Here is a 17240-nt window from a genome sequence, read left to right on the forward strand (position 1 = left end):
CGCATGACAGGTCCGCAGGACGAACCGCTGGTCGAGCCGATCGCGGTCGTCGGACTGGCCTGCCGGTTGCCCGGCGCGCAGGACGTGACGCAGTTCTGGAGCAACCTCGTCGGAGGCGTGGAGTCGGTCCGGTTCTACACCCGGGAGGAGCAGGCCGCCCTCGGCGTGCCCGACTACCTCCTGGACGACCCCAACTTCGTCCGCGCCGCCGCGATCACCGACGACTACGGCGCGCTGGACGCCGCGTTCTTCGGCATGTCGCCGCGCGAGGCCGAGTTACGCGACCCGCAGCAGCGCCTGTTCCTGGAGCTGTCGGCCACGGCGCTGGAGGACGCCGGCTACGACCCGGCCCGCTACGACGGCGACATCGGCGTCTACGGGGCCATCGGCTCCGACGAGTACCAGTGGGTCTACATCCGCCGCGACCGCAAGACCCACGCCTCGGCGGGCAACCTGGCGGTCTACGTCGGCAACCATCCCGACTATCTGTCGACCTTCGTCTCCTACAAGCTGGACCTGCGCGGGCCGAGCCTCACGCTGCACACGGCGTGCTCGTCCTCGCTGGTGGCGGTGCACGTGGCCTGCGAGGCGCTGCGCGGCGGCGAGTGCGACATGGCGCTGACCGGCGGCGCGTCCTTCGAGATGCCGCCGGAGTGGGGCTATCTCTACCACCAGGACGGAATCTACGCCCCCGACGGGCACTGCCGGGCCTTCGACGCCTCGGCCAAGGGGACCATCTGGGGCGGGGGCGGCGGCGTCGCCGTGCTCAAGCGGTTGTCGGACGCCATCGCCGACGGCGACCACATCCGCGCGGTCATCCGCGGCAACGCCATCAACAACGACGGCTCGACCAAGGCGGGCTTCTCCGCGCCGAGCCTCGAAGGGCAGGCGGTCGCGGTCTCGAACGCGCTGTCGGTGGCGGGCGTCGAGCCGCGCACGGTGACCTACGTCGAGGCGCACGGCACCGGCACCTCGGTGGGCGACCCGATCGAGGTCGGCGCGCTGGCCAGCGTGTTCAGCCGCGGCACCGACGACGCCGGCTGGTGCGCGATCGGCTCGGTCAAGAGCAACATCGGCCACCTCGGCCCGGCCGCGGGCATCGCGGGACTGACCAAGACGGTCCTGGCGGTCGAGCACGGCCTGATCCCGCCGACGCTCAACTACGAGCGGCCCAACCCGCGCATCCCGTTCGGGGAGAACCCGTTCCGGGTGGCCGCGGAGCTGGCGGAGTGGAAGTCCAACGGAGTGCCGCGCCGGGCCGGTGTGAGCTCGTTCGGCATCGGCGGCACCAACGCGCACGTTGTCGTCGAGGAGGCGCCGCCCCTGCCCCCGGTCCCGCGCGAGCACCGCAGCCGGCACCTGCTGCGGCTGTCGGCCCGCACGCCGACGGCTCTGGCCGCGATGGTGAGCCGGCTGGCCGCCCGGCTGGAGGAGGCCGACCTCGACCTCGCCGACGTGGCGCAGACGCTGCGCACCGGCCGGCGGGAGATGAAGCACCGGGCGGTCGTGGTGGCCGGTGACCGGGCCGACGCCGTGCGCGCGCTGGGCGACTCGCGCCGGCTGATCCGTGGCGTGGCCGGCAGCCCGCGGGTGGCCTGGCTGTTCTCCGGCCAGGGCGCGCAGTACGCCGGGATGGGCGCCGAGCTCTACCGGACCGAGGCCGTCTTCCGCGACACCGTGGACGAGTGCGCCGAGCTGCTGCGGCCCGAGCTCGGGCTGGACCTGCGTGAGCTGATCTTCGGGGACGAGTCGGCCAACGAGCGGTTGAGGCGCACCGAGCTGACCCAGCCCGCGCTGTTCACCGTGGAGTACGCGCTCGCCATGCTGTGGCGCTCGTGGGGCGTCGAGCCGGGCGCGATGATCGGCCACAGCATCGGCGAGTACGTGGCCGCGACCGTCGCGGGCGTGTTCGACCTGCCCGGCGCGCTGCGGCTGGTCGCCGCCCGCGGCCGGCTCATGCAGAGCATGCCGCCCGGCGCGATGCTCGCCGTACGGCTGGACGAGGAGGAGGTACGGCCCGGCCTGCCCGAGGGCCTGTCGATCGCCACGGTCAACGGCCCCGGCGCGTGCGTCGTCGCCGGTCCGGTGGCGCTGGTCGAGGAGTACGCGGCCCGGTTGGCCGCCGACGACATCGGGCACACGGCGCTGCGCACCTCGCACGCCTTCCACTCGCCGATGATGGATCCGATCCTCGCCGACTTCCACCAGGTGGTCGCCTCGATCGACCGGCAGGCGCCGGCGTTGCCGTTCCTGTCCAACGTCACCGGCACCTGGATCACCGCGGCCGAAGCCACCGACCCGGCGTACTGGGCGCGTCACCTGCGCGAGCCGGTCCGCTTCGCCGACTGCGTGGCGACGCTGGCGGCCGAGGGCGAGTGGCACGTGGTGGAGTGCGGGCCCGGCCGGCAACTGGCCGGGCTGATCAGGAGCCAGCTCCCGATGGGCGCGCCCGCCCCGCTGCCCAGCCTGCCCGGGCCCACCGAGACCGCGACCGACCTCCAGGTGATCTACACCGCCGCGGGCACGCTGTGGGCGGCGGGCGCGGTCGTGGACGCGCTCGGCGAGCCCGGCCGCCGGGTGCCGCTCCCGACCTATCCCTACGAGCGCACGCATCACTGGGTGCCGGTCGCGGCCGACCCCGAGCTGATCTACCCCAAGTCGCCGCAGACCGGGGCGCTTCCCGTCGAGCAGTGGTTCGCGCTGCCCTCGTGGCGGCAGGCGCCGCTGGCCGCTGCCCGCCGTACCCCGGACCTGACCGGGCGGCGCTGGCTGGCGTTCGCCGGCCCGGTCGCCGAGCCGCTGCTGGCCGCGCTCGAAGCGGCGGGCGCGGAGGTGATCCGCGCCGTGGAGGGCAAGGAGTACGGCAGAGCGGCCGACGGCTCCTTCACGTTGCGGCCCGGCTCCCGCGAGGACTGCGAGCTGCTCCTGGCCGAGACCGGCACCCCGGCGCGGATCCTGCACGCCTGGGCGCTCGACGGCCAGGGCGGCGAGCCGATCCTGGACGCCCAGGACCGCGGCTTCTTCAGCCTGCTGGCCCTGTTCCAGGCGCTCGCGCAGAGCCCGCGCGAGCAGGACGCGGCGGTCCATCTCGACGTGCTCACCGAGGGCACCCAGGGCGTGCTCGGCCACGACGTGCGCCGGCCCGAGCACGCCACCGTCACCGGCATCGCCAGCGTGCTGCCGCTGGAGGCGCCGTGGCTGTCGGTGCGCCACCTCGACGTCGAGTCGGCGTCCGGCGACCTCGACGCGACGCTGGCCGAGCTGGCGACCGACCCGGCCGAGCCCGACGGCGGCATCCCCTCCCCCGTCGTGCTGCGCGCCGGACGGCGCTGGACGCGCGGCTACGAACCCGTCGAGCTGCCCGAGCCGGCCGACCCGATGGCGGGCCTGCGCGAGGGCGGCGTCTACGTCGTCACCGGCGGCCTGGGCGGCATCGGCCTCACCCTGGCCGAGGACCTGGCCACCCGCACCCGCGGCGCGCTGGTCCTGCTCGGCCGCTCCGGGCTGAACGGCAGCCGCGGCGGCCGGGCGGCCGAGGCGATCGCCCGCATGGAGCAGGCGGGCGCCCAGGTGCTCGTCCTGGCCGCCGACGTGACCGACGCGACCGCGCTGCGGGAGGTCCGCGACACCGTCCTGGCCCGGTTCGGCCGCATCGACGGCCTGGTGCACGCGGCCGGCCTGCCCGGCGGAGGCATGGCGGAGGTCAAGGACCGCGAGGCGGCCCTGGCCGTCATGGCGCCCAAGCTGCTGGGCGCGCAGGCCCTGCGGGAGGTCTTCGGCGAGCTCGACTTCGTCCTGCTGTGCTCCTCGGTCACCGCGGTGGCCGGCGGCTTCGGGCAGGTCGACTACTGCGGGGCCAACGCCTTCCTGGACGCCTACGCCGCCACCTGGCCGGGCCGCGTCATCTCGGCCAACTGGGGCGCGTGGCTGGAGGTGGGCATGGCCGCCGAGGTGGAGGCGCCCAAATCCTTCCGCGCGTTGCAGCGCGGCGACCAGCTCAGCCCGCTGGACCACCCGATCCTCACCGAGCTGCACGAGCCGGCCGACGGGCGGCTGCCCTGGTGCGGCGGCCGGATCTCGCCCGCGACCCACTGGGTGCTGGCCGAGCACCGGCTGGCGGGCGTGCCGGTCATGCCCGGCACCGGCTACCTGGAGTGCGCCCGCGCCGCCTTCGCCGCGGTGGTGCCGAGCCCGAGCGCCGAGCACGTCGTCGTCCTGCGCGACGTCGCGTTCGTCGCGCCGCTGCCGGTGGCCGAGGACGCCTCGGCCGACCTTCGGGTGCTGTTCACCGCGACGGCCGAGGGCGCCGACTTCGAGGTGATCAGCGGCGGCTCCCAGACGCACGTCAAGGGCAGCGCGGCCTGGAACCTGCCCGAGTCGGCGCCGCTCGCCGATCTGGCCGGGATCCAGGAGCGCTGCTCGTTCGGCGTGCGGGAGGAGAACCTGTTCGCCTCCGCCTCCGGCCTGGTCACCTTCGGCCCGCGCTGGCGGAGCCTGCGCTCGGTCGCGCACGGCGTCAACGAGGAGCTGGCCCGGCTGGAGGCCTGCCCGGAGACGGCCGCCGAACTCGACCGCTTCGGGCTGCACCCGGCCCTGCTGGACGAGGCCACCGCGTTCGTCAGCGCGGCGGGCGAGCACAGCTACCTGCCCCTCGGGTACGGCAAGCTGACCGTGCACGCCCCGATGCCGGCCCGGGTGTGGAGCCACGCGGTGCACCGCGACACCGGGGGCGAGGTGATCGCCGTGGACCTGACGCTCTACGACGACACCGGCCGCCGGATCGTGGAGATCGCCGAGTTCGTGCTGCGGCGCGTGGACGCCGGCGCGATGTCGCAGCGGGTCGAGGAGGGTGCGCGGGAAAGCGCGGACGTGCCGGAGGTGGCCGAGGAGTCGGCGGCGGCCGGTGTCGCGCTCGACCGCGAGGGCGCCAGGCTGGGCATCCTGCCCGTCCTGGGGGCCGACGCCTTCCGCCGGCTGCTGGCCTTCGCGGTCGGCTCGCAGGTGGTGGTGAACGCCACGGCTCTCGCCGACTTCGTGGCCGGGGTGCGCACGCTGACCAAGGAGACGATCGAGGACGGCCTCCGGCCGGTCGGCACCGGCTCCGACGGCGGAGACGAGCACGGCGACACCGGCTACATCGCGCCGCAGGGCGAGGTGGAGACCACGCTGGCGGCGTTGTGGTGCGAGGTGCTGGGCACCCGGCGGGTGAGCGCCGACGAGGACTTCTTCGAGCTCGGCGGCAACTCGCTGGTGGCGGTCCAGCTCATCGCGCTGATCCGGCGCAAGCTGGGGGTGCGGTTGCCGATGCGCAGCCTGTTCGAGGTGGCGACGATCCGCGGGATGGGCGCCCTGGTGACCGAGGCGCGCGAGCAGGGGCAGTCCGCCCCCGCCCGCATCACGCCGAGGCCCCGCGCGTGACCTGAGGAGGCCTCAGGGCCTCAGGGCCTCAGGTCTCGGGGCCTCAGGGTTTCGGGGCCTCAGGGTTTCGGGGCCTCAGGGATTTCAGGGCCTCAGGGGCCGAGCAGTTCGGCGAGCCAGCCGAGCTGCTCGGCCCGGTCCTCCACGGTGGGCGCCGCCGGCCCGACGATCACGCTGGTCGCGCCCGCCCGGCGGTAGGCCTCCAGCCGCTCGCGCACGCGGGCGGGCGTGCCGCACAGCGCCAGCTCCGCCACGAGCTCGTCGGGCAGCTCGTCCATGGCCGCGCCGAGCCCCTCTTCGAGGTAGACCTCCTGCACCCGCCGGGCCACCTCGCCGAATCCGAGCCGCTGGGCCAGCCGGTTGTAGAAGTTGACCGCGCGGGTGCCCATGCCGCCCAGGTACAGCGTCAGCATGGGGCGGACCAGGTCGCAGGCGTACCCGGGGTCCTCGTCCACCATGGCCAGCACCATGGGCGAGACCTCGGGCAGCGCCCGGCCGCTTCGTGCCGCGCCCTCGCGCAGGTGGGCCGTGGAGGCGGCCAGGTGCTCGGGCGGGAAGTGGATGGGCAGCCACCCGTCGGCGAGTTCGCCCGCGAGCGCGATCGCCTTGGGGCCCATGGCGGCCAGGTGGATGGGGAGGGGCTTGCGCACCGGCGAGATCGCCAGGCTCAGCTCCTTGCCGCCGGGCAGCGGCAGTTCCAGGGTCTCGCCCTTGTGGCTGACCGGCTCCCCGGCCAGCGCCTGCCGTACCACGGCCACGTAGTCGCGGAGGTGGGCCAGCGGCCGGTGGTAGGGCCGGCCGTGCCAGCCTTCGGTCACCTGCGGGCCGGAAACCCCGAGCCCCAGCCGGAACCGTCCCTGGGAGTACCGGTCGACGGTGGCGGCGGCCATGGCGGTGGCCACGGCGCTGCGTCCGGTGATCTGGACGACGCCGGTGCCGAGCTCGATGCGCGTGGTGCCGGCCGCCAGCCACGCCATCGTCGTCACCGGGTCCGCGCCGTAGCCCTCTGCGGCCCAGACGGAGGCGTAGCCCAGCCGCTCCGCCTCCTTGACCAGCCGTAATTGGTCGTCAGGACTGGCCGCCACCGGGCCGAGTGTTCCGATGCTGAATCCGAGCCGCACGTCCGCTCCTCGTGTGGGGGTGCCTCCGCTCCGCATCATCCCCCGTCGGACGGCCTCTGCGAAGATCCTCCGGCCAAGCGGCATTGTCGACTAAGTCAATCGGGATTGCCGGAAAGTGATGATATTTCGGACAGTCATACTTCGCGCTACAAACCATCTTAGAAGTGCGGACTAACCGGACGTTTGACATAAATCCAGGTTGATCATCACAATGTGTCCCGGCCTGGCGATCCCAGGTGAATTACAGCCCCACCCGAGGAGAATTACGGTTTGACCGAAACCTTCGGCGGGCGGCCCCTCGTGCTGATCGGTACCGGCGGGCTGGCCCGAGGCCTCGCCTATGCCCTGGCCACCCTCGCCCGCACCCCGCTCCGACTCGTCGTCGCGGGCCGCACCCCGGAGCGGGCCGCGGAGGTCTGTTACGTCACCACGACCCGAGCCGCCCTGACCGGCGCCCCGGTCGTGGCCGAGCCGGTCCCTGTCGACCTCACCGGCGACCTCACCGCCGATCTCTCCGGCGACCTGGTCTCGACCCTGGCCGGGTTGAACCCCGCCGGGGTCGTGCTGGCCGCCTCGACCCAGTCCCCCTGGGAGGCGACGCACGCCCCGTCCGCCTGGACGTCCCTGGTCCGGAGCGCCGGGTTCGGTCTCACCCTCCCCTTCCAGGCCGACTTCGCCGTCCGCACCGGCCGTGCGGTCGCCGAGGCCTGCCCGGACGCGTGGTTCGTGAACGCCTGCTTCCCCGACGCGGTCAACCCGGTCCTGTCGGCCCTGGACGTGCCGGTGCTGTGCGGGATCGGCAACGTGAACCTGCTGGCCGCGAGCCTGCGGGGCGCCCTGCGCCTGGGCGCGGACGAGCACCTGGCCGTGCTGGCGCACCACGCGCACCTGCACGCGCAGCCGGAGGAGGCGCGCGCCTGGGTGGGCGGCGAACCGGTGGCCGGTGTGGGCGGGCTCCTCGCCGCCCAGCGCTCCACCACCCGCAGCGAGCTCAACCACGTCACCGGACTGGCCGCCGCGCGCGTCCTGCTCGGCGTGCTCGCCGGCGAGGAGCAGCGCGTGAGCCTGCCCGGGCCGCTCGGGCTGCCGGGCGGCTACCCGGTGCGCCTGACCGGCTCCCGGCTCGAACTCGATCTTCCCGCGGGCCTGAGCCGCGAGGAGGCGGTCGCCTTCAACCAGCGGTCCGCCGCTCGCGACGGCGTCATTGTTGAAAACGACACTATTTCCTTCACTTCCGACTTGACCGAAATTCCGAAATTCCCCGTGCACGAGCTCGACCGGGTCCGACTTGAGTTAGACCAGCTCAGGACCCGGCTGCGTGACCGGCACCCATCCGAGCATCCCCACGCCTGAACGAGGTCCGCCAGCATGCCGAATTCCGTTCTGTCTCCCGCCACCCGGGAAGCCAACCTGCTCGTCGACTTCTACGACAGGTTGCCGCGCGCGATCGCCGCCTGCGTGAGCGACCCGGCCCCGATCCGGGACGGCGGCTCGTTCTCCCCCGGCTTCCTGCTGCCCGAGCTGGACCAGCCGCTGCGTGACTTCCTGGCGCCCGCCACCGCCGCCTGGCAGCACCTCGGCCAGTACGGCGGGCACCGCCTGACGCTGCTCGACCTGACCCGCAACCCGGGCACGGGCACGACCAAGACGTTCGCCTCGCTGCTCATCGTGGCCCGCGCGGTGGAGTACATCCGGCGTTACGGCGAGCCGGTCACGATCTTCTCGCCCACCTCGGCGAACAAGGGCACCGCCCTGCGCGACGCGGTCCTGCGCGCCATCGAGGCCGGCCTGGTCGAGCCGGAGCAGCTCCGCGTCGTGGTGCTGGCCCCCGCCTCCTGCCTGGGCAAGCTGCGCTCCAGCCGGCTGTCGACCGACCCCGCGCTGCGCGCGCTCAACCCGCTGCTGCTCTACACCGGCCCCGAGCCCGAGGAGGTCAAGGCCATCGGCCGGGCCTTCGCCGACAAGCACGCCGCCGAGGTCCCCGGCCGCCTGTGGTACTCCCTGGACCTGGCCAACTACCTGGTCGCCGACACCGCGCGGGCCTTCTTCGAGCAGGAGGTCGACCCGATCGGCCCGGTGCCGCGCCTGCACGCCCACGCCGTCTCCAGCGCCTTCGGCATGCTGGGCTACCACCGCGGCCGCGACGTCCTGGAGGAGGACGGCCTGGCCTCGCCGGACACCCGCCCGGCCACGCTGCTCGTGCAGCACCTGGGCACCCCCGACATGGTGCTCAACCTGCGGCACGGCAGCTTCGACCGGGAGGGCCTGCCGGCCTACGAGCCCGACGGCCAGGGCCTGTTCCGCCAGTCGGCCGACCCCCGCTTCCCGCAGGTCACCTACGACCCGCAGGAGGTGCTCGACCCGACGTTCTACACCCACCGCCCGGCGACCTCCCCGGCGATGAACGACCTGATCGAGCGCTTCGGCGGCGACGGCATCGTGGTCTCCCTGGCCGAGTGCGTCGAGCGCTACCCGCAGCTTCGCGAGCTCCTGGCGCCCACCTCGTGCGCGCTGCCCGCCGACCTGCGCGCGCTGCGCGAGTGGTCGCTGGTGATGGCGCTCACCGGCGTGGCCAACGCCGTGGACCGCGGGCTGGTCGAGGAGGGCCGCGACATCGTCGTGCACGGGTCCGGTTCCTACGGCGCCGCCGACTACCGGCTGCTGGAGAGCGACGCCATGATCCAGGTCGCGTCGGTCGAGGACGTGGCCGAGGCGGTCCTGCGTCCGTGAGCGAGCTAGCAGTCGCCGTCGTCGGGATGGCGGGCCGCTTCCCGCAGGCGCCGGACGTGCGGGCCTTCTGGCGCAACCTGCTCGGCGGGGTGGACGCGATCCACGACTACCGCCCGGAGGAACTGCTGGAGCTGGGCATCGAGCCAGGCACCGGCGTCCCGGCGGGCGGCCGGCTGGAGGACGTGGCCGGGTTCGACGCCGGCTTCTTCGGCGTCTCCCCGGCCGAGGCGCTGCGCATGGACCCGCAGCAGCGGCTCTTCCTGGAGCAGTCCTGGGTGGCGCTGGAGGACGCCGGGTGCGATCCGGAGCGCTTCGACGGCCTGGTCGGCGTGTTCGCCGGGTCCTCTGCCAACCGCTACTTCCTGTTCCGCCAGTTCGACGGCGACTGGGAGCACCCGGCGGGCTGGGCGCCCGACTACCTGCCGGCCCAGGCCGCCTACCGGCTCGGCCTGACCGGTCCCGCCATGGCCGTCCAGACGGCGTGCTCCAGCTCGCTGGTCGCGATCTGTACGGCGGCGCAGAACCTGCTGGACTTCCGCTGCGACCTCGCCCTCGCCGGCGGGGTCAGCGTCACCGAGCCGCGCTGGCGGCACACGCCGGGCGGGCTGGTCTCGCCCGACGGCCGCTGCCGCGCCTTCGACGCCGAGGCCCAGGGCGCCGCCTACTCCAGCGGCGTCGCGGTGCTCGCGCTCAAGCGCCTGGACGACGCGGTGCAGGACGGCGACCAGATCTACGCGGTGCTGCGCGGCTGGGCGGTCGGCAACGACGGCGCCGCCCGCGCCGGCTTCGCCGCCCCCGGCCTGGCCGGGCAGGCCATGGTGGTCGCCGAGGCGCTGGCGGGCGCCGAACTGTCGCCCGGCGACATCGGCTACGTCGAGGCGCACGGCAGCGGCACCGCGACCGGCGACGCCATCGAGGTGGCCGCGCTCACCCGGGCCTTCGGCGCGGGGCTGCCGGCCGGCTCGTGCGCGCTCGGCTCGGTCAAGACCGGCATCGGCAACCTCGACGCCGCCGCGGGCGCCGCCGCGCTGATCAAGGCCGTGCTCGCGGTGCGGCACGGGATCGTCCCGGCCAATCTGCACTTCACCACCCCGAACCCGGAGATCGAGTTCGGGCCGTTCTTCGTGCCGGTCAAGAACCACGAGCTGGCGGTTCGGCGAGCGGGCGTGAGCTCGTTCGGGCTCGGCGGCACCAACGCGCACGTCATCGTGGAGTCCTTCGAGGCCCCCGAGCGAGCGCCCGAGCAGGACGGCTGGCACGTGCTGGTCCTGTCGGCCCGGTCGGAGCAGGCCCTGCGGGAGGCCGCGGCGAACCTGGCCGGGTTCCTGGAGGCCGAGCCGTGCCGCCTGGACGACGTGGCGTTCACCCTGGCCGGCCGCCGCGCCTTCCCGCACCGCCTCGCCGTCGTGGCCCGGGACGCCGCCGAGGCCGTCGCCCTGCTGCGCGGAGGCCCCGCCCCGGACGCCCCCGCGGACCTGCGGGACCTGGCCTCGGCCTGGGAACGCGGTGACGCGGTGGACCTCCCGGCAGCCGCGCACGCCCGCCGGGTACCGCTACCCGGTTACCCCTTCCAGCGCGAGCCCTACTGGATCGAGAAAGCATCATGAGCCGCTGGTTCAGCGTCCCCCGCCCCCGGCCGCAGGCCAGGGCGCTGCTGTTCTGCCTGCCGTACGCCGGGTCGGGCGCCGTGGCCTTCCACGGCTGGGCCGCCGCGGCCGATCCCGGCCTGGAGGTGCTCTCGGTGGTGCCGCCCGGCCGCGAGAGCCGCATCACCGAGCCGATCGGCTTCGACGTGGCCGAGCTCGCGCAGGTCATCGCCGCGCGGGCGGACCGACCGTACGCGCTGTACGGCCACTCGATGGGCGGCCGGGTCGGCTTCGAGGTGGTGCGCGAGCTGCGCCGCCGGGGCGAGCGCCTGCCGGAGCGGCTGTACCTGGGCGGCTGCCGCCCGCCGGACCGGATCGACCCGCTGGACGGGCTGTCCCAGGCGCCCGACGAGGTGCTGCTGGCCCGGGTCAGCGCCCTGGGCGGCATGCCGCGGGAGGTGCTCGACTCCCCCGAGCTGCTGGAGCTGGTGCTGCCCATCCTGCGCGGCGACTTCGCCTGGCTGGACGGCTACCGCTACGAGGCCGAGGAGCCGCTGCCGGTGCCGATCACCGCCTTCGGCGGGGCCGACGACCCGGTCACCGGGGCCATGCCGTACTGGGAGGAGCACACCAGCGCCGGCTTCGAGCTGCACGTCGAGCCGGGCGGGCACTTCTTCCTGCACGAGTCGATGGAGCGCATCCTGGGCGTCGTGGCCGGTGACCTGCTGGAGCGGCCGCATCTGACGCCGCTGGGCCGGACCGGCTGGTCGGTGTGGCGGGAGGCGATCCTGCGCAGCACCGGCTTCCCGGCCGAGGGGCTGGAGCTGTTCGCCGCGCCCGACCTGGCGCTGGCCGCCGACGAGCACCTGGACGCCGCCGGCGACCCCGACGGTCCCGACGGTCGCGGCGGTCCCGACGCCGGCGGCGACCTGTTCGACAAGACCTTCGAGGCCGCCGTCGCCGAGATGGCGGCCCGCGCCACCGAGCTGGCCGCCGACCCGCTGCTGCGCGAGGCCGTCATCTGGCAGAACCGCACCATGCTGCCGTCGCTGGACGGCCTGGCCACGCCCGGGCCGCGCAACCACCGGCGGCGCTCGCGGGAGCTGATGCTGGCCAAGTACTGGCAGCGCTACTGCGCCAAGAACGAGACCATCGGCTTCTTCGGCCCGGTCACCTGGACCAGGATCGACGCCGACGGCCCCGCGATCACCGTCGAGCCCGGTCCCGGGCTGGTGCGCGAGCGGCGGGTCGGGTTCGAGGACTGGGCCATCCGCGCCTACGCCGCCCGCCTGGCCGCCGACCCGGACATCCGGCCCTGCCTGCCGCTCGCCCTCCAGCCACACCTGGCGCTGGAGGGCCGCGAGCTGCACCGGCCCGCGCAGCCGCCGATCGTGCTGTCGGCCGCCGAGGCCGCCGTCCTGGCGTTGTGCGACGGCCGCAGGTCGGCCGCGGCGGTGGCCGACGGGGTCAGCGGGCAGGCCGGCATCCGGACCGCCGACGACGCGATGGTCCTGCTGGAGCGGCTGGCCGAGCGCGGGCTGCTGTCCTGGGGCGAGCTGCCGCAGGCGCCCGACACCGAGGTACGGCTCCACCGCCTGCTGACCGAGGCCAAGGCCGCTGCGCCCGCCTCCGCCGAGGAGGCCCTCGACGCGGCGCTGGCCGGGCTCGACCGCCTGTGCGCGGCCCGTGACCGGGTCGCGGCCGCCGCCGGGGACCCCGAGGCGCTGCTGCGCGCGCTGGGCGCCATGGACAGCGAGTTCACCGAGGTCACCGGCCTGGACGCGCAACGCAAGGCGGGCCAGACCTACGCCGGGCGCGGCCTGGTCTACGAGGACACCGTCCGCGACGTGCACGTCGCCTTCGGCGCTCCGGTGCTGGAGGCCCTGGCCGAGCCGCTGGCGCTGCTGCTGCGCGCGGCCCGGTGGCTCACCGCCGAACTGGCCGCCGCCTACGGGGCCGCGCTGCGCGAGCTGTACGAGGAGCTGCGGGCCACCGACGAGCGGGTGCGCCTGGCCGACCTGTGGTTCCTGGCGCAGGGGGCGCTGTTCGGCGCCGGGCACCGCCCGGTCGACACGGTCGCCGAGGAGTTCGCCGCCCGCTGGACCAGGTTGTTCGGCCTCACCGACGAGCCGGTCCAGGAGCTCCGCTTCACCGCCGCCGACCTGGCCGAGGCCGCCGAGCGGGCCTTCCCCGCCGTGCTCCCCGGCTGGTCGACCGCCCGGCTGCACAGCCCCGACCTGCAGATCTGCGCCGAGAGCGCGGAGGCGATCAGGAACGGCGACTTCCTCATCGTCCTGGGCGAGCTGCACGCGGCCTGGCCCACCTTCAACTGCGCGGTGTTCACCCGGGCCCATCCCGACCCCGAGTTCCTGCGCACCGCGATGGTCACCGACCTCGGCCCCGACCGGGTGCACCCGCTGCCGCCCGAGGGCTGGCCGCGCTTCACCGGCCGCATGGCCGCCACTCTGGACGGCCCGACCGACCGGCAGCTCGGCTGGACGGCCGCGCAGGGAGCCGACCCCGGCGCCCTGCTGAGCGCGGCCTCCGTGCTGGTCGGCGAGCAGGACGGCGAGCTGGTGGCGACCTGGCCGGACGGGACCGTCCGGCCGCTGCTGGAGATGTTCGCCGGGCTGATGTCGATGCACGCCGTGGACGGCTTCAAGCTCACCGCCGCCCGCGGCCACACCCCGCGCCTGACGATCGACCGGCTGGTGGTGGCGCGCGAGACCTGGCGCACCACGACCGGCGAGAGCGGCCTGGGCGAGGTGCGCGGGGAGAAGGAGGCCTACCTGGCGGTGCGTGCCTGGCGCCGCCGCCTCGGGCTGCCCGAGCGGGTCTTCGTCAAGCTGTCCACCGAGATCAAGCCGACCTACGTCGACCTGGGCAGCCCGCTGTACGCCGCCCTGCTGTGCGCGATGGTGCGCCGGGCCGGCGACCCGGGCACCCGGCTGGTGATCACGGAGATGCTGCCGGGTCCCGAGCAGGCCTGGCTGACCGACGCCGAGGGCCGCCGCTACTTCACCGAGCTCCGCCTGCACACCACCGACCCGCTGGGGATGCCATGACCACGCTGCCGGACCTGGTCCTCGAGCACGCCGCGCGCCGTCCGGACGCGCCTGCCGTACGGCAGTGGGACCAGGTCGTCACCTACGGCGAGCTGGCCGCCGGGATGCGCGCGCTCGCCGCCGAGCTGCGCCTGCTGGGCGTCGGCCCCGACCGCCTGGTCGGCGTCTGCCTGCGCCGCACGCCGTCCATGGTGACCGGACTGCTCGGCGTACTGCTCGCGGGCGGCGCCTACGTGCCGCTCGACCCGGACGGCCCGCCCGCGCGCCGGGCGGAGATCGCCGCCGACGCCGGGCTCGACGTGATCGTGGTCGACGAGCAGACCGCCGGCCTGGTCGAGGCCCCGCACCTGGTGCCCGTGACCGGCGGGAGCGGTTCGGTTTCCGCCGGTACGGCAGGGCCGGACGACCTGGCCTACGTGCTGTTCACCTCCGGCTCCACCGGCCGCCCCAAGGGCGTGATGATCAGCCACGCCGCGATGTCCGCCTTCGCCGACGGCTGCGGCGAGCTGATCGGAGCCGGCGAGGACCTCAGAACGCTGGGCTTCACCAGCCTGCTGTTCGACGTCTCGGTGGCCGAGCTGGCCGTGACGCTGGCCGCGGGCGGCACCTTCATGCTGGTCGACGAGCAGGACCGCCGGGACGCCGCCAGGACCCAGCGCTTCGCCGCCGAGCACGAGGTCAGCTTCGCCATCCTGCCGGTGCCGCTGCTGCCGCTGCTGGACCCGGCCGGGCTGCCGGCGCTGCGCGTCATGATGACGGGCGCGGAGGCTCCCGGGCCCGAGCAGGTCGAGCGCTGGTCGGCCGGCGGGCGGCGGTTCCTGAACGCCTACGGCCCGACCGAGGCCACCGTCGCGGTCGCCGCGTTCGAGACCAGCGGGACCTGGACGCGTCCCCTGCCGTTCGGCCGGGCCTTCGGCGGCCACCACCTGCACGTCGTGGACGAGCGGCTGCGGCCGGTGCCGCCCGGCCAGCCCGGTGAGCTGCTGATCGGCGGGCCCGGCCTGGCCCGGGGCTACCTCGGACGGCCCGGGCTGACGGCCGAGCGGTTCGTGCCCGACCCGTGGGGCGAGCCGGGCGGGCGGCTGTATCGCACCGGCGACCTGGTCGTGCTGCAGGACGACGGCGAGCTGCTGTTCCTGGGCCGCGCCGACCGGCAGGTCAAGATCAGGGGCCAGCGGGTGGAGATCGGCGAGGTGGAGACCGTGCTGCGGGCCCACCCCAAGCTCGCCCACGCCGTCGTCGAACTGGTCGACGGCCGGCTCGTCGCCTACTGCACCCCCGACACCGCCACCGCCGAGGAGGTCCTGGAGCACTGCGCCAGGCACCTGACCGGCGCCATGCTGCCCACCCGGGTGCTGCTGCTGCCCGAGCTGCCGCTGCTGCCCTCCGGCAAGGTGGACACCGCCGCGCTGCGCGAGCAGCCGGCCGCGCCCGCCCGCCCGCCGGTGACCGAGCGGGAGCGGCAGGTCGCCGCCGTCTGGCAGCGCGTGCTCGGCACCAGCGAGGCGGGGCTCGACGACGACTTCTTCGCCTCCGGCGACTCCATCGGCGTCATGCGGCTGGTCGCCGCCCTGCGCGAGGAGCTCGGCCTGGAGGTGGCCGTAGAGGACGTCTACGCGGCCAGGACCCTGGAGGGCGTGGCCGCGGCGCTCACCGAGCCCGACCCGCTCCCGCACGGCAGCGTCCCCGCGCTCACCCCGGCGCAGAGGCGGCTGTGGTTCCTGGACAAGCTCGCCCCCGACAGCTCCGCCTACAACATCCAGCTCGTCGAGCACCTGCGCGGCCCGCTGGACGTGGAGACGCTGGGCAAGGCGCTGGCCTCGGTGGCCGCCCGGCACGAGGTGCTGCGCTGGCGGGTGCCGGACGCGGGCGGCCTGCCGTACGTGGAGGTGGACCCGCCCGGCGAGGCGCCGTTCACCGTGACCGACGGCGAGCTCGACGCGATCGTGCAGGCCGAGGCCGGGCACCGCTTCGAGCTGGCCACCGGGCCGCTGTGGCGGGCCGTGCTGGTCCGGCGGGCGCCCGAGGAGCACGTGCTGGTGCTGACCTTCCACCACGCGGTCTTCGACGGCTGGTCGCAGCGGCCCCTGCTGGATGACCTCTCGCGCGCCTACCGGCACGGCCCGCTGGAGCCGCCGCCCGCGGCCTTCGCCGACTACGCGGCCTGGCGGGCCGCCAGGGACGCCCGGCGCGGCCCCGGCGACCTGGCCTGGTGGCGCGAGCACCTGGCGGGCGTCGCCCCGGTGCTCGAACTGCCCGGCGACCGGCCCCGGCCGGCCGCGCAGACCTACAACGGCGCGATGGTCACCCGGCGGCTCGGCGCCGACCTCGACCGGGCCGCCCGCGAACTGGGCGTCACCGTGCCCGCGGTGCTGCTGGCCGGGCTGGGCGAGCTGCTGCGCCGCGTCACCGGCCGTGACGACCTGGTGATCGGCACCCCGATCGACGACCGGCGGCACGAGGCCTTCCAGGACCTGGTCGGCTTCTTCGTCGAGATCACCCCGCTGCGGCTGCGGATGGGCGAGCGCGACAGCTTCGCCGACCGGGTGGCCGCCGCCTCCGACGAGCTGCTGTCGGCGCTGGCCCATCCGGGCGCGACGCTGGAGACGGTGGTCGAGGCGCTCGCGCTGCCCCGCGACCCGCGGCGCTCGCCGCTGGTCCAGGTGCTGTTCAACGTCTACAACTTCCCCGCGCCGCACCTGGACCTGCCGGGCGTGCGCGCGGGCAGCCTGGAGGCGGGCCAGCCCGGCTCGCCCTTCGACCTGACCGTCTACGTGGCCGAACGGGACGGCGGGCACGCGGTGGACTGCGTCTACAACACCGACCTGTTCGACCGGGACAGGATCGAGACGCTCGTCGCCGCCTACGCCGCCCTCCTGGAAGGCGGCACGGCCGAGCCCGGCCGCCCGGTCACCGGCCTGCACGCCGACGGGCTGGAGGCGTTGCGGGCCGGCGTCCTGGCGCCTGCCGTACCGGAACGGCCCGCCGCCAGGGGCGGCGTCGCGGTCACCGAGACCGAGCTCCTGGTCTCCGCCGTCTGGTGCGAGGTGCTCGGCCGCGAGAGCGTCGGCGTCAGCGACAACTTCTTCGACGCGGGCGGGACCTCGATGTCCCTGCTCGTCGTGCAGGACCGCCTGGCCGAACGGACCGGACGGCGGCCCGCCGTCGTGGACCTCTTTCAGCACACCACCGTCCGCGCGCTGGCGAGCTATCTCGACGGCGACACGGGCGCACCCCTTCTCAACCGGGCCGACCAGCGGGCGCAGGCCCGCCGCCAGCGGTCCGACCAACGCAGGAAGCGAGGCCGGCTGTGACGGAGT

The 17240-nt window shown here is 74.8% G+C and carries 7 protein-coding genes; 6 read left to right on the forward strand and 1 reads right to left on the reverse strand.

The annotated features are described in order from the left end of the window. The first annotated feature begins 3 nt into the window (after positions 1-3). Positions 4-5418, forward strand: coding sequence for an SDR family NAD(P)-dependent oxidoreductase (locus tag ACIBG7_RS13605; protein WP_397336333.1), 5415 nt, complete (start codon positions 4-6; stop codon positions 5416-5418). A 92-nt stretch (positions 5419-5510) separates the two neighbouring features. On the opposite strand, the gene ACIBG7_RS13610 is transcribed toward ACIBG7_RS13605, so the two are convergent. Then, complete coding sequence (locus ACIBG7_RS13610) at positions 5511-6539, reverse strand: LLM class flavin-dependent oxidoreductase (RefSeq protein WP_357923585.1); 1029 nt, start codon at positions 6537-6539, stop codon at positions 5511-5513. Between the two features lie 270 nt (positions 6540-6809). Between ACIBG7_RS13610 and ACIBG7_RS13615 the strand changes: the two genes are divergently transcribed. Genes ACIBG7_RS13615 through ACIBG7_RS13635 form a run of 5 tightly spaced genes read left to right on the forward strand, consistent with a single transcriptional unit; the run spans position 6810 to position 17234 of the window. Then, on the forward strand, positions 6810-7892 hold the full coding sequence (locus ACIBG7_RS13615; protein ID WP_397336334.1) for a hypothetical protein: 1083 nt from the start codon (positions 6810-6812) through the stop codon (positions 7890-7892). 15 nt (positions 7893-7907) lie between these two features. After that, positions 7908-9269 (forward strand): DUF6002 family protein, encoded by a 1362-nt coding sequence (locus tag ACIBG7_RS13620; RefSeq protein ID WP_397336335.1) that lies wholly within the window; start codon positions 7908-7910, stop codon positions 9267-9269. Continuing rightward, positions 9266-10876: a beta-ketoacyl synthase N-terminal-like domain-containing protein gene (locus tag ACIBG7_RS13625; protein ID WP_357923579.1), complete on the forward strand. Its 1611-nt coding sequence runs from the start codon at positions 9266-9268 to the stop codon at positions 10874-10876. The genes ACIBG7_RS13620 and ACIBG7_RS13625 overlap by 4 nt, the downstream gene beginning before the upstream one ends. Next, a complete protein-coding gene (locus tag ACIBG7_RS13630; RefSeq protein ID WP_397336336.1) occupies positions 10873-13920 on the forward strand; it encodes a thioesterase domain-containing protein in 3048 nt (1015 codons plus the stop codon). The genes ACIBG7_RS13625 and ACIBG7_RS13630 overlap by 4 nt, the downstream gene beginning before the upstream one ends. Next, the gene (locus ACIBG7_RS13635) at positions 13917-17234 is read left to right on the forward strand and encodes an amino acid adenylation domain-containing protein (RefSeq protein ID WP_397336338.1); all 3318 of its coding nucleotides are present in this window, start codon (positions 13917-13919) and stop codon (positions 17232-17234) included. Before ACIBG7_RS13630 ends, ACIBG7_RS13635 begins: the two co-directional genes overlap by 4 nt. The last annotated feature ends 6 nt before the right edge of the window (positions 17235-17240 follow it).

Origin of the sequence: Nonomuraea sp. NPDC050328, from assembly GCF_044459405.1 — a bacterium.
Taxonomy (GTDB): Bacteria; Actinomycetota; Actinomycetes; order Streptosporangiales; family Streptosporangiaceae; genus Nonomuraea.